This window comes from Trinickia acidisoli, assembly GCF_017315725.1.
Classification (GTDB): Bacteria; Pseudomonadota; Gammaproteobacteria; order Burkholderiales; family Burkholderiaceae; genus Trinickia; species Trinickia acidisoli.
Map to the genome: position 1 here is coordinate 2,463,476 of NZ_JAFLRG010000001.1, position 14,387 is coordinate 2,477,862.

General features: G+C 61.8%; 11 protein-coding genes. 4 read left to right on the plus strand and 7 right to left on the minus strand.

Annotation, left to right across the window (positions count from 1 at the left end; translation table 11 throughout):
- Positions 1–11 precede the first annotated feature (11 nt).
- From J3485_RS11280 to J3485_RS11310, 7 genes are all read right to left on the minus strand, one after another.
- Positions 12–464, minus strand: coding sequence for a response regulator (locus J3485_RS11280; protein WP_206952546.1), 453 nt, complete (start codon positions 462–464; stop codon positions 12–14).
- A 540-nt stretch (positions 465–1,004) separates the two neighbouring features.
- On the minus strand, positions 1,005–2,042 hold the full coding sequence (locus J3485_RS11285; protein ID WP_309477007.1) for an ATP-grasp fold amidoligase family protein: 1,038 nt from the start codon (positions 2,040–2,042) through the stop codon (positions 1,005–1,007).
- A 58-nt stretch (positions 2,043–2,100) separates the two neighbouring features.
- Positions 2,101–3,543: a hypothetical protein gene (locus J3485_RS11290; RefSeq protein ID WP_242538549.1), complete on the minus strand. Its 1,443-nt coding sequence runs from the start codon at positions 3,541–3,543 to the stop codon at positions 2,101–2,103.
- A gap of 27 nt (positions 3,544–3,570) precedes the next feature.
- Entirely contained in the window at positions 3,571–4,698 is a 1,128-nt protein-coding gene (locus tag J3485_RS11295) for a glycosyltransferase family 4 protein (protein ID WP_206952547.1), read from the minus strand.
- A 54-nt stretch (positions 4,699–4,752) separates the two neighbouring features.
- The gene (locus J3485_RS11300; protein ID WP_309477008.1) at positions 4,753–7,074 is read right to left on the minus strand and encodes a polysaccharide biosynthesis tyrosine autokinase; all 2,322 of its coding nucleotides are present in this window, start codon (positions 7,072–7,074) and stop codon (positions 4,753–4,755) included.
- A 47-nt stretch (positions 7,075–7,121) separates the two neighbouring features.
- Complete coding sequence (locus tag J3485_RS11305; RefSeq protein ID WP_206952548.1) at positions 7,122–7,292, minus strand: hypothetical protein; 171 nt, start codon at positions 7,290–7,292, stop codon at positions 7,122–7,124.
- 87 nt (positions 7,293–7,379) lie between these two features.
- On the minus strand, positions 7,380–8,915 hold the full coding sequence (locus J3485_RS11310) for a mannose-1-phosphate guanylyltransferase/mannose-6-phosphate isomerase (protein ID WP_206952549.1): 1,536 nt from the start codon (positions 8,913–8,915) through the stop codon (positions 7,380–7,382).
- Positions 8,916–9,494: 579 nt separating this feature from the next.
- Here J3485_RS11310 and J3485_RS11315 point away from each other — a divergent pair.
- From J3485_RS11315 to J3485_RS11330, 4 genes are read left to right on the plus strand one after another with little or no spacing between them, the layout of a single operon-like run.
- Entirely contained in the window at positions 9,495–10,406 is a 912-nt protein-coding gene (locus J3485_RS11315) for a helix-turn-helix domain-containing protein (protein WP_206952550.1), read from the plus strand.
- Positions 10,407–10,448: 42 nt separating this feature from the next.
- The gene (locus J3485_RS11320; protein ID WP_206952551.1) at positions 10,449–11,831 is read left to right on the plus strand and encodes an undecaprenyl-phosphate glucose phosphotransferase; all 1,383 of its coding nucleotides are present in this window, start codon (positions 10,449–10,451) and stop codon (positions 11,829–11,831) included.
- A gap of 17 nt (positions 11,832–11,848) precedes the next feature.
- On the plus strand, positions 11,849–13,024 hold the full coding sequence (locus tag J3485_RS11325; RefSeq protein WP_242538550.1) for a polysaccharide biosynthesis/export family protein: 1,176 nt from the start codon (positions 11,849–11,851) through the stop codon (positions 13,022–13,024).
- 17 nt (positions 13,025–13,041) lie between these two features.
- A complete protein-coding gene (locus J3485_RS11330; protein ID WP_206952552.1) occupies positions 13,042–14,361 on the plus strand; it encodes an O-antigen ligase family protein in 1,320 nt (439 codons plus the stop codon).
- Positions 14,362–14,387: the final 26 nt, after the last annotated feature.

A 14,387-nucleotide genomic window follows, 5' to 3' on the forward strand; every position in this document is an offset into this window, starting at 1 on the left:
CTATCGGCGGTCTACCCCGCACTCGGCGGCAGCGTGACGACGCCACACCAAAATTCGCGTATCGAGCACACGACCTGCACGAATTTTTCGAAGTCGACAGGCTTCGTCACGTAGCAATTGGCGTAATGCGCGTAGGTGCCGAGAACGTCCTCTTCGGCGGTCGATGTCGTCAGAATCACGACAGGAATGCACTGGAGCACGGGATCTCTTTTGATCTCGGTCAGCACTTCACGGCCGTTCTTGCGCGGCAGATTGAGATCGAGAATGATAAGGCCCGGAAGCCGGCAATCGGCATACGCGCCCTCACGGTGCAAATAAGCGAGCGCCTCGACGCCGTCCTCGGCGACACGCAATGGGTTGAGTACCTTGTGATACGCGAACGCCTCACGCGTCATCATGACGTCGGTGGGACTGTCTTCGACGAGCAAAATCTCGACGATCTCGCCGCCAATGCCGGTAGTCATCGCAGGTCTCCTTCGCCGGCACGTCCCTTGTATCGATGCGTGCCTTTGCTGCGGATACTAGCAGATGGTCCTACTTTGACAAGGTCGCATTACATCGATCGCCTATGTCTCGCGTCGTCGCTCGAAAAAATAAAAACGCGCCACGTGCGCGCTCACGCCGGCTACGAAACCGGCTTGAACGACACGTGGCGCGCCGCCCCAGCGCCTATCAGTGTGCAACACACATGAAATGCGCGGGGGCCACCGACCCACCGGACAGCGAAGCGGTCAAAGCGCCAATTCCAAGCACGGCTGCAACAAAGTAGACCAACAGCGGCATCGCTCACCTCCATTACATCGATTAATTAATCAGTTGCTTGGTAACGCTGCATCCACGCATATTTCCGGCTCACGCACCAAAATCTCAGCGCGTGCGCCCTTTGATTCGGCAAAATTTCACGACATGCCTCGGCGAGATTAGCGAGTCAATTTCGCATCATTTTTCCTGCGGTCGCGAAAGCACGAACAGTTGTCGCATTTCCCCGATGCCGAAATGCAACCTCAAAAGCAGCCGGTGCGCCGCATGCGCTCGAACCCCTCGGCCGATTCCTTCAGCATGCGTCCCCACCTGTAATCATGGCTCTCGGGCATGAAGCGCAGCAGGCCGGCGCCCGGCGTGAAGGTCAGTTCGCCGAAATAAACTTCGCTTTCCAGCGAATAAAGATCGACACGCACATAGTCGAACCCTTCGGCCAGCCGCAAGCCGAGCCGCTCGAGCTCGCCCCAGTTCGCCGGCCGCGGTATCGGTGCGTCGCTGGGCCGATAATCGCCGAACGAGACGTCGATCCGGTGCCAATGCTCGTCGTAAAGATCGCCGCGCACATCGCCGAAGCGATCCGCGATCACCATCGTGTGGATACACGGCCCTCCAGGGCGACCCCCGAATATATGAAGCTTCAGGTCGGACGGGATCATGCCGGAGCCATCGACCAGCAACTGCTCGAAGTAAATCCGCGGCTTGATGTAACGGTAGTGCCGCTCGCGCGACGAACGATAGAAATCGATCGACAACCATTTGTCGGCGAGCTTGCTCAGCGTGTCGAACGACGTCGCCGATTTGTCGCGCACGACCTCGACGAATGCACAGCCATGATTGGCCTTCATGACGAACGATGACGGCAACGCGTCGAAGACTTCGCGCGTGAATGTCTCAGGCGCCGCGATCAGCGGAATCAAATGTTCATCGCCGATTTTTTCTCGCACGTACTCGCGCACGGCGAGCTTGTCGGTCAAGTCGACCCATCGCATCTCCGGATGCAGACATCGCAGCAAGATCGCCTCGTTGAATGCCTCCGGATGCCGCATATTCGGCCACCGGCCAAGCAGGCGACGATGCTGAATCTGCATGAACGCATAATCGGGCAACAGCCGCTTCGCGCCGTGCCAAGCTGCCTTGACCGCGCCGCGAAGGCCCTCGGAATCGTGCGCTGTCGCATGAGCCAACGGCGGCGCCGACCGTTCATACGCAGGCGACGCCGCGCCCGGCGTCGACCGGCCTGTGGCGGCGAGCGGGCGCCGTCGTACTTCGACCTCGTTCACGTCGATCCTCCTTAGTAGTCCTAACCAGCGCGCATCGCCCGGCTGCGCGCGGCTGCCTTCACGCTCTCTGAGTCACGACGAGGTAGGCGAGATGCTCGGGCGTCGCCCCCTCGCCTCCGTTGACTGCTTCCGGAACGCTGAAATCGATCGACAAAACGCCGTCGCTCGAGCGAACCGACACGGCGCTCGCATCGGCGGCCTCGCCCGTCAACGCATCGATCATGGATACGCCCAGACGCTCCGGCTGCATCCCGGACCCGCCGCTGATGGTTGCCGTTCTCGGCCCGGGACTCGCCCGCACTTGGAGGACGAGATCGGAGCCCGAGCGCAACGCGAGTCCCGATGCGCTCTGACCGAATCCAAGGCGGCCGTCGAAACGCGAGAGCGCCCCGCCGACCGTCTTGTTCAACACGACGAGCGACGTGCCCGAGACGTTGTACGTGCGCGGATTGCCGCGATGCGTGAGACGGAACGATTCGAAACCGTCCCAGTGGTACACCATCGAGACATATTTGTTGGGGTCGTCCCATGCATGGTCGAGCGCCCATACCGCGAACTTGAAGAAATACATCGGCAGGTAATGCGGATCGATCATGTAGCGATCGCCGATTTCGGTCTGCCACACGCCGCGCACAGAGCCGTTGGCGACATAACGCTCATAGAGCGGCGTCAGCGCATCGACGCCTAGGTAATGCGTGTCGAGATAGTCGACCCAATCGAGCATGCGTGCATTGACGACGGGGCTCCGATACTCGAGCCACTTCATGTAGGTGTCGAGCCCACCCTGATCGGGCCAGCCGCCATAGACGACATATCCGCCGTACTTGCGCACGATGCGCGCAGCCGGCACGTGCACGAGTTCGACGTAATCCTGCATCGCCCGGTCATAGGGCTTGGCCAACGCTCGCTGCCGATTGAAGTTCTTGCCGTGCCAGAAGCTCGCTTGCGGAGCGCCGCCCGATAACCGGCCGGCCGCCTCATTCCAGATTTGGAAATAGCGCACGTTATAAGGCGGCGCGATATAGGTGCGCACGACCGTTTCGACATAGCGTTGCCAAACGCTGTCGTCCTTGGGTGCCGAACGGCCGTCGCCGGAAACGCTCGCGTTCCACTTCGGCGTATAGCCGAGCAGCAGCAGCGACTGAATGCCGTTCCGATTGTTCTGCAAGATGGCCGGCGGCAGATCGTGATCGAACGCGGACCCGGTCTTGTCCACCTCGATCGGATCGTTCGGCGAATTGCGCTGGCCGGGCCCGACGGAATCGCGGCCCCAGCTCAAGCCCATCGCCTTCCACATGGCGATGTCGGCTGACGTTACCGGCCAGCCGTTGGCGCCGATCAACTGCGCGATACGGCGCTCGCCGGTGCTGGATGCGCTCGCACGGCGCACAGATCGCACAGCCTGCGCGGCCGGCGCACCCACGCTCGCTGCAGCGCCCGCGGCGGCCATCGCAGCCAGCAGCGCTCGCCGCCGCCGCGAAAATTCGAAACGCTCCGTCATGCCTCACGCTCCTTCGTCGCGCAATCGTCACGCAACCGAACGCACGGCAATCGCCGGCTCGATTTCATACGTCTCCCCCCTCAATATCTTCATCAACTCGCACGCCGATCGATCCCAACCGTGCGCATGAGCATGGAGCAAACCTTTTTCCTTATAGCTCGCGCGCAGCGCGTCGTTGGTCAACATGCGCTCGATCTTGTCCGCGATATCCTCGACCGACTCCGCATCGCAGTACATCGCCGCGTCGCCGCACGCTTCGGCCAGCGCCGGATGTTGCGACACGATCGCCGGGCATCCGCAAAACATCGCTTCAAGCGGCGGCAGCCCGAATCCTTCGTACAACGAAGGAAATGCGAGACAAGCGGCATGCTCGTAAAGCGCCTTCAACTGGCCGTCCGATACATAGCCGGCACGCACGATCTGCGCGTTCGACTCATGCGCAGCCGCGCTATCGGGCGCCTCGCCGGACTGCGCGAACACGCGCGAGTTCGCGCCGCCCACGACGACGAACTTCACGCCGCGCAGATAGCCGAGACGCCCGACAGCCGCTAGTACGCGCGCCAAGTTCTTGCGCGGATCGAGGCTGCCGACGATCACGCAGTACTTCACGTTCGCGAGCGCGAGACGATCGACGATCGACGGGTCCGATTCGATCCGACCGAAATGATCGGTGCCTGGCCGCACGACGCGCACGCGCGATTCATCGACGCCGAGCAGCGCGCAGATACGCGCTTTCGAAAACGCCGACACAGTCAGCAAGATCGGCGCATGGCGAATCAGCATCGCGAACTTCACGCGATACCACGTGCGAAACATCCAAGAAAACGTGAGGGGCGTGTCGTAGACGGCCATATCGTGAACCATCACGACATGGCGCCGCTTGAAGATGGGCCCGCTATTGCACAAGCTGAGCAACAACTCGCCGCGCGTGGCCAGCGGCAATGCAATCTGCTCCCACAAATCGCCCTTCAACCACGGCACCCGCCGTTGCCGCTCGAGCGGCGATGCCGCTTCGAGTGCATTCTTGGGTACAGCCATTTCGATCTCGTTCGCCGCTGCGCAGGTCGACCGGACAGCGCGCAGCAGCTCGTAAGCCACTCGCTGCACGCCTGTCAGACGCTGCGCGGTGAACTTGCCGTTGACTACGAGACGCATAGTTCTCCCGAATAGGTGAAACGATGCGGCCGCGTACGCACGCGGCCGCACACGTCATGCCGTCGCGTCGAACATCGGCTCGGTGTCGTCGCTCGAGCCGTAGTAGCCGTAGTAGCGATAGCTGCGGCTGGGCGGAATGGCGTTGAACACCGCACCCGTGACGCGCGCCTCGGACCGCTCCAGCTTCCTGACGGTCTCGGCGATCTCCTCCTCGCTTTGCATGCCCGAGCGCAGCACGAGCACCGTTGCGCCGGCGTCGCCCGCGATGATCGCAGCGTCCGTCACGACGAGGAACGGCGGCGTATCGACGATGACGAGGTCGAACTCCTGCGAGAAGCGCTGCAGAACGTTGCGGAAGTTCTGGCGCATCAAGAGTGCCGCCGGATTCGTGATGCGGCTGCCGCACGACATCAGCGTCAGGCCTTCCACGCTCGTACGCCGTAGCGCCTCGTGCGGCTGCATCGCGCCCTTGAGCACCTCGGACAAACCGCCACGATTCGGCTGGCCGAAGTAGTAGGCGAGATGACCGTTGCGCATGTCGGCATCGATTAGGAGTACTCGCGATCCCACCTCGGCGTGCAAGACCGCCATGTTCGCCGCGACAAAGCTCTTGCCGGCGGACGGCGTCGGGCCCGCCATCATGACGATGTTGTTCGGCGCGTGCGCGAGATCGAGCGAGAGCGCCGTACGCACGCCTCGCAATGCCTCGATCGAGGGATCGTCGGGGTAGCGGTCCGCCAGCACCTTCGATACGCCCGCACCCGTTGCGGCAACCCGCCCGTCGACCCGAGCCTGCTGGCCCAAACGCGCAGGCACGCCCGGTCCACCGCCGCGCGAGGCCAGCGAGCGCCGCTGCAACGCGCCGATTTCCTGGTTCAAACGCACCTGCTGTTGGCTATAGAACACCTCGCCCATCAACGGCACGCCAAGACGCGCCTCGACGAACAGCGGATCGGTGACACCCGTCATCACGTGACGGCGCACGAAGACCGACGTCACGCCCAGCAGCAGACCCAGTACGACCCCACCGGGCAGAATCAGCAACGGCTCGGGTTTGACCGGACGGAACGGCACCTCGGCATCGTCGACGATATGCGCACCGCCTGTCGTGCTCGCGCGCCGCACGGACAACTCTTCGGCCTTTTGCATCATGCCGAGATAAACCTGCTCGGCCACCTTCGCATCGCGCGTCAGATCCACGTTCTTGCGCTCGGACACCGGCATCGCATTGAAGCGCGAATTGAACTGATCTTTTTGCGCCTGCAATTGACTCAACTGCTCGTCGATGTTGCGTACCCAGCGGCTATCGGGCGTATAGCGATCGAGCAACTGCGTACGCTGAATTTGCAAATCGGCGATGCGCCGGTCGAAGTCGATGCCCCCCTGCAAGTAGGCTTGCGCCTCCGTGGTCGGCTGCATCGATTGAGCGCTCGTCTGATAGGAGGACAGTGCTTGCTCGGCCTTTTCGAGCTCGGTGTGCAAACGCGGCAGTTCTCGATTGATGAAGGACAGCGTAGCGCTGTCGTTGCGCTGCTTCGCCGCGATCGCGGTCGCCATGTACTGCGCGGAGATCGCATTCGCCACTTCCGCGGCCTTCGCGGGCTGCGTATCGGAATACGTGATCTCCACGAGCCCCGTGTCCTTGACCTTGTCGCTGACCTTCAGATCTTTGCTGAAGCGCTTGATCGCATCGAGCATCGCCCAGTGTTCGACTTCGAATTGCGTCCCGGGCCGCGCAACGAGCTGAGTCACGAGCATCGAAACGCCGTTTGCCGAGTGCGCAAGCTCGCCCTCCTTGCCCGTCAGGATCGACGCACCGTCGGGGCCGCGCAATTCATAGCGGCCGCCGTCGAGCACGGTGAGCGTCATCTTGCGTTCTTCGAGCGAATGCGGCACGTCGAGCTGGCCGATGTGTACTTTCTCGCCGCCCCACGCATACGAGCTCATGCCGAACCAAGCCGACGACGGCTGTCCCGGCGTGGCGAACTTGCGCGAGAGGTTGCCGAGCAGCGGCATCGTCTTCGGCGTAATCGTCACGTCGAACCGGTACTTGTCGATGATGGGCTCCAGCACCGAGCGGCTTTGCATCACGGCCATCTCCGCCGACGGAGACGGCGCCGGCGGCACGTATTGCTGCCCGTCCGACGAAATGCCGAGTGCATTGGGCTCCGGCGGATCGACGCGCACAAGCACGTCCGCGTCGTACACCGGCGTGGCGAGAAACACATAGGCAAGCGCAAGCGCCGTAACGAACAACGCTACGCCCAACACCTCGAGGATGTGGTCGCGCAAGAGCTTGAACATGTCGCGTGCCGACAGTTGGCCGCGTTCGCCTCCTGTCTGCACGTAAAGGGAGTTGAGAGCCAAGTCGTTCACTGGCGTCGTCCTCGAAAATGTAGCGTGGTGTGGATCGCGTCCGACTTTTATCGCGCCTTCTGTTGCGTGCCGCTCTGCTGGTCGCGCGACGCGTCTTCCAGCATCTCGAGCAGGATCTTCAGATCGGAGACTAGGATCGCGCAGGACTTCAGCCCCAGCACTTCCGCCGTCCCGATCGAATTGCGGACATGCTCCAACGCAGCGTCATAAACGTTCATGGATCGAGTTCAAAAACGGTTGCCACGTATGCTCCGCCGGCAAACGCATCGCGACCGCTCGCAAAATTTCGCCAGCGGCCGCGCGCTTCAGTTCGCGCGTCCATAGACATCCTCGAAGCGAACGATGTCGTCCTCGCCGAGATAGGCACCCGATTGAACCTCGATCAGTTCGAGGGGCACCTTCCCCGGGTTTTCGAGCCGATGCTTGACGCCGAGCGGAATGTACGTCGATTGATTTTCTCCGAGCAGGAACTGTTCCTCGCCGCGCGTCACGAGGGCTGTGCCGCGAACGACGATCCAATGCTCGGCGCGATGATGATGAAGCTGCAGCGAGAGTTGCGCACCGGCTTCCACGACGATGTGCTTGACCTGGAAACGCTCGCCCTTGTCGATCGAGTCGTAACATCCCCACGGCCGTTGCACTTTTCGATGCGCGTCGACCTCCGGGCCCTGCTGATCGGCGATGCGTCCGACGATACGCTTGACGTCCTGCACGCGCGAGCGATCGACGACGAGCACGGCATCCGCCGTTTCGACGACGACGAGATCGGACACGCCCACGCACGTCACGAGCCGGCTTTCGGCGCGCACATAGCAAGAGTTCGCGTCTTCCATCAACACGCGGCCCGCTGCGACGTTGCCGCTCGCATCCTTGCCGAGCGCATCCCACACCGAATCCCACGAACCCAGATCGGACCATGCCGCATCGAGCGGCACGACGACGCCTTCGACGTCGCCGCCGCGTGCGAGGTTTTCCATCACGGCGTAGTCGATCGAATCGGACGGCACATTGGCGAACAACTGCTCGTGCGGCTTATAGCCCGTCGCACTGTCCTGCCCCGCTTCGTACGCGGCCGAGCAAGCCGAGTAGGTCTCGGGTTGCATCTGCTGCAAGGTCGAGAGCCAAACACTCGCGCGCATGACGAAAATGCCGCTGTTCCAGAAGTATTTGCCCGAGGCCAGGTAAGAGCGCGCCACTTCGAGCGGCGGCTTTTCGACGAAGCGCGAGATCTTGCGCGCCGTGCCGTCGATCTCGTCGCCGGGTTCGATATAGCCGTAGCCGGTTTCGGCACGCGTCGGCCGAATGCCGAGCGTGACGATCGCACCGCGCTCGGCGTGACGCGTGGCAACTACTACGGCGCGCTGAAACGCCGCCACGTCGCCGATCATGTGATCGGCCGGCATCACGACGAGCACGGCGTCGCCGCCGTCCTCCAGCGCATGCAGCGCGGCCAGCGACAGCGCGGGGGCCGTATTGCGCCCGCTGGGCTCAATGATGAAGCGGGCACCGACGCCAAGCTGCTCCAACTGCTGGGCGCTGACGGCACGATGTTCGGCGCCGCAAACGATGATGGGCGACTCGTCGATCGCCAACTCGACATCGGCAAGGCGCTGCAGCCGCCGCACCGTCATCTGCAGAAGCGATCCCGCCCCGAGCACATCGACGAGCTGTTTGGGAAAATGCTTGCGCGAGAGCGGCCAGAGCCGCGTGCCCGAGCCGCCCGCGAGCACGACGGCACGCGTGCGAAGGGCCGATTGCGGGGCGAGCGTATGGGGGGCGCGCAATTGTGTCGCGGCACCGACCGCACGTGGTCGCTCCCTCGTTTCAACAGGAGTACTCATCAGCTTGTTCTCCTAATGGGTCCGAAAGCATGAAAAGGCAGCGGGCAGCGTGCAAATAATCCGCCCCACCAGCCGCTTCGGTTCATGTTGCTGTGAAGCATAGCGAGTCAACTTGATGCGAAATCCCCAAGGTCGCAAAAGCCCGAAGTGTTGGCGCATTTAGTTGAAGCAGAACAAACATTACGAATGACCTAACGCTTAAGATCGGTAAATGGCAGACCGCCGCAATTACTCTCGCCGACAATATTTCCGATTAATAGCCGATATTTTTTACCGGACGCAGTCACACAAGGCCTCCCGCCCTGGCCCTAGGTATGCCGAAGGGGTGCACAAAAAAAATTCGCGATTGTAAAAATTTATAACAAAAATATAAAAAATACTTCAGCGAATATATTTCGACGACACGACGACCCGCGCCAAATGCACGTCGATTTCGGACAGCTTTTTCTACAAAAATCGTCGTGGCATCATGATGATTACGATGATGCACCGCAACACTCACTGTGTGCTCACCATGCGGAGGAATGCTTCGTGGATCGCGCCACTGTTCTCACTTCACCGCACGTCATGAGACGGGAGATGACCTCTCTCGCGGACGCGCGCCATATCGGAATCCTCATCTTCGATGGTCACTGCCTATTCACTACGGGCGTGATCAGCGAGGTCTTTCAATTGGCCAACGCACTGATGCGCTTCTCGAGCGGTCAGCCCCCGTACCGAGTGTCGTTGCTCTCGAAGCTCGGCGGCCCCGTCACCAGTTCCTCGTCCATCGCCGTCATGACGCAGCGGCTCGACGCCTACTCGGTCGGCGATTTCCATGCGTTGTACGTCGCGAGCAACGACGTGCGTGTGACATCGGGCTTCGACGTGCAACTCGCGCGCTGGCTCTCCGGGTCCAACGCCTCCGTGCATGCCGCCGCCGGCCGCCACGCTTCGGCGTTCGGCGTCGACATGGGTGTGCACGTTCGCCCGAGCGTGCCTGTCTTCTGGATCGGCTCCGGCTCGATGCCCTCTTGGGCGCTCAATCAAAAAGCCGCGCAGATGGCGTTGACGCAAATCGCGTCCGATCACGGCGAAGACATGTCGCTGCGAATCGCGAGCAGCTTGCCCCCGTCCGTGGGCGAAGTCGTCAAATCGCGCAGCGAAACGCCGAGCCTGAACACCACCGTCGACAAAATTCACGAGTCCACGCGCTGGATGCGCGAGAACTTCGGCGGCGATATTTCGGTGTCCGATGCGGCCGCGGTAGCCGCCATGAGCGTTCGCAACTATCTGCGGCGCTTCAAGAGCGAATTCAACGTCACGCCGCTCGAGTACCTCATGCAGCTCAGATTCGAAGCGATCTGCGCAATGCTCGTGGGCACCAAGCTGCCCGTCGACAAAATTGCGCGACGCTGCGGCATGGGCAACGGCGATCGCCTTGGGCGGCTGTTCCGTAAGCGATACGGCGTATCGCCCACGGTCTATCGCAAGCATGCGCTGAGCCAGTAAGCCGGCGCAGCGGTCGGACACATACCGGTTGGGAGTGAACAAATGCGAGGACTGCAAGACCTTTGGGCGCGCGTATTTGACGTCGGCATGATCGTGCTGGGCGCGCTGATCGCATCGCGACTGCGATTCGAAGACGTCGCCGATGGCCGGCTCTACTGGGCGTTCGTCGCCTTCTCGGCCACGTTGGCACTGCTCCTGTTCCCCACGTTCGGCGTCTACGAATCGTGGCGCGGGCGCTCCAAACGCGCGCTCGTGCAACAAGTCGCGTTCGCCTGGGTACTCGTGCAGGTCGGCGCGATGGCGTTGATGTTTTCCCTGCACATGGTCAATCTCGTCTCGCGCCTCTGGTTCGCTTACTGGAGCGCGCTGTCGTGCGTTGCGATGATCGCCGGCCGGCTTTGGATGCACGCGGTGCTCGGCCGCATGCGCACCGCCGGCATGAACTTGCATCAAGTGGCCATCGCCGGATGCGGGCATCATTGCGACGACATCATCCGCAAGATCGAAACATCGCCGACGACGGGCTTTCGCGCCGCCGCGATCTATAACGTCAATCCCGGCGCCGCGCCGCTCGCGCACCCCGAAATTCCCGTCTTCGAAGGACGCAAGGCCTTCGCGGCGTTCGTGCGCGAGCGCGACCTCGACGAGGTGTGGCTCGCGCTGCCGTTGGCCGAGGAAACGGCGATCCTCGAGCTCGCCAACGAGTTTCGCAACGACCTCGTCAATATCCGGTTCATGCCCGACGTGCGCATGCTTTCGCTATTCGAAGGCAGCGTGACGAATTTGTTAGGACTGCCGACGATCAACCTGATCGCCTCGCCGCTGCCGCCGAGCGCGCTGATCAAGAAAGACCTATTCGATCGGTTGTTCGCCGCCGCCGCGCTACTGGCGCTGGCGCCGCTGATGTTCGCGATCGCCATCGCGGTCAAGCTGAGCTCGCACGGCCCCGTCTTCTTCAAGCAGCGCCGCAAGGGCGTGGATGGACACGTGTTCACGATTTACAAGTTCCGCTCGATGCGCATGCACGAGCAAAAGGCCGGCGTACTCGAGCAGGCCAAGCGCAGCGACCCGCGCGTGACGCGTGTCGGCGCATTCCTGCGCCGCACGAGTCTCGACGAACTGCCGCAATTTTTGAACGTGTTACGCGGCGAGATGTCGGTCGTCGGGCCGCGCCCGCACGCAATCGAGCACGACGACCTCTATCAGCAGATCGTTCAGGGCTACATCCATCGCTACCGCATCAAACCGGGCATCACGGGCTGGGCGCAAGTCAACGGCTTCCGCGGTGAAACGGAACGTGTGGAAAAAATGGAGCAGCGCGTTGCCCACGATCTCTATTACCTGCGCAACTGGTCGTTCCGGCTCGATATGCGGATCATCCTCGCGACGATCTTCAAGGGCCTGCGCAACACGAACGCTTATTGATGCATGGAGTGCCGACAATGAAAACGACTTTAAAACTGCTCGCCCCGAACGGTACGATGACGCGCGGCCTTGCCGCCAAGACGTGCACGACGGCATTCGCCGTGCTCTCGACGCTGCTCACCGCGTGCTCGGTCGTTCCAGGCCAGCATATGGAGACACCCGCCTCGCTGCCCGTTTCGTCGACGCCCGACGGCGCGGTGCAAACCGCCGAGCAGATTCCCATCCAACCGATCGACCTCGACCTCATCAAGCAGTTGCGTGCCGGCACCGAACAGATGAAGATCGCCAACCAGCTCGACTTGTTCGCCAAGGCCGGCCCGTACAAGCTCGGCAGCGGCGACGTGCTGCAGATCACGGTTTGGGATCACCCCGAACTCGCGGCCGCGCTCGGCCAGCAGGTGCAAACAGGCAAGCCGAGCGACCCGACCCAAGGCTTCGTGATCGACGGTCAAGGCAACCTCAATTTCCCTTACCTGTCGCATCCGATCCACGCCGCCGGTCAAACGCTCGAACAGGTTCAGCGTGAAGTGCGCACGGATCTGGGCAAGGAATTCCGCGACCCGCAGGTCACGGTTCGCGTCGCCTCGTACCGTTCGGCTCAGGTCTATGTCGACGGCGAAGTGCGCGCACCCGGCGGCCAATCGATCAACGACATTCCGATGACGCTGACCGAAGCGATCAATCGCGCAGGCGGATTTACGGCTAATGCCGATCGCGCCCATCTCACGTTGACGCGCAACGGCACGTCCTATCCGATCGATCTCACGCAAATGATCGCGCTCGGCAAGAACCCGCAAGACATCATGCTCAAGCCTGGCGACATGCTGCGCATCACCGGCCGCGATGAAAACACGGCCTACGTGATGGGCGAAGTGAACAAGCCGATCGCGGCGACGCCGACCACGGACGGCAAGCTCACGCTCAGCGAAGCGCTGAGCCAAGCCGGCTTCATCAACCAGGGCACGTCGAACGCGAGACAGCTCTATGTGATTCGCGAGGAGAACGGCAAGCCGCAGGTGTACCACCTGGATTCCACGTCACCCGTCTCGATGCTGCTCGCCAATCAATTCGATCTGCAGCCGAAGGACGTCGTCTACGTCGACAACGGCCCGCTCGTCCGCTTCAACCGCGTGCTGAATTTGCTGTTGCCCGCGATCAATGCCGGCTTGACCGCGGCAATCGTCACCAAATAAGTCGAGGGCGAGCGAGCGTGGCTTACGTCTCCTTGATCGCGCTGATTTTCAGCGTCACGAATTTCATCCCGGTCAGCGCGATCGGCTTCGCGCCGATCCTGTTGTGCGGGTGGCGGTTCTTCGGACGCCGCTATCCCGCCTTCATGACGCCGCTCGTGATGTTCGGCGCGTTCGCGATCCTTTCGACCCTCTATTACGACCCGGAGTCGTTCCTCGAATTCGACTTCTACCGGCACGACGGGAATTTCTTCGTTTCGTACGCGCCGATCCTGGCGGGCTGCGTCTATATGCACCGCTGGGATTTGAACAAGGTGCTGCGGCGCTTTTATTGCTTCGCCGTGCTCGCCAACGGGCCGTTCTACCTCTGGTATATGGCGCAAAACGGCCTGTTGACGATTCTTCGCCATCCGGCCGACACGTACGGCAGCTACTTCATCGCGCGCAACGCCGCGGGCGGGTTCTTGGCAATCTTGCTGTGCCTAGGCCTTGCCTGCTATTCGATGAAACGCAGCCGCGGCATGCTTGCTTTGATGGCGCTAAACGCGCTGATGTTGTTTTCGACCTACAGCCGCGGATCGATGTTCGGCATTCTCGTACTCGCGCCATATGTGATATTCGGCCGGAAGCGTTGGATGCTGGCGACGATGGTTGCCGGCCTCATCCTCGCGTCGCTCGCGATCGCGGCCTATCACACGCATAGCTCGGTCGATTACATGGGCTACCAGTTCAGCATCGAAAATGCCGACGAGAAGGTTGCCAATCTCGACATCCGATACGAATGGTTATGGCCGCGTGCCCTCGCCTACTTCCGTCAAAGTCCGATCTTCGGCATCGGGTTCGGGTCGTTCGACGACCAGATCGCGCTCGTGGTCAATTATTTCGGGCTGTTCGGGCGGGCAGTCGGCGTCACCGCAGCACATACCGATTCGCATGCGCACAATTCGTATCTGAACATACTTGCCGAATTGGGCATCGTGGGCCTGACGCTGATGATGATGTTCTATTGGCGCCTCGTTGCGTGGTGTCAGCAAGGCGCTCGGGCCGCGATGCGTGAGAACGGCCGCAATTTCATCGCGTTCCGCTTCATCGAATTGGGCTCGGTCTGTTTGCTCGCGATGTCGGCTACCGAGCATCGTCTGACGACCCCGTCCAATATGTTGCCGATTGCGCTCGTCATCTCGTTGCTGCTCGCATCGCGCGCCCGTGTAACGTTCCCCGCTTTCATGCAGCGGCCCGTGCCGGCCGCGCCGGCGCGCGTGCCGATTCACAAACGTGGCCCGCGTGTCGCTCCAGCGCCGGGCCCTAGCCCGGTCCCGACACCGACCACGGGCCGCTGACGCGACAGACGAGGTCACCCTTCCAA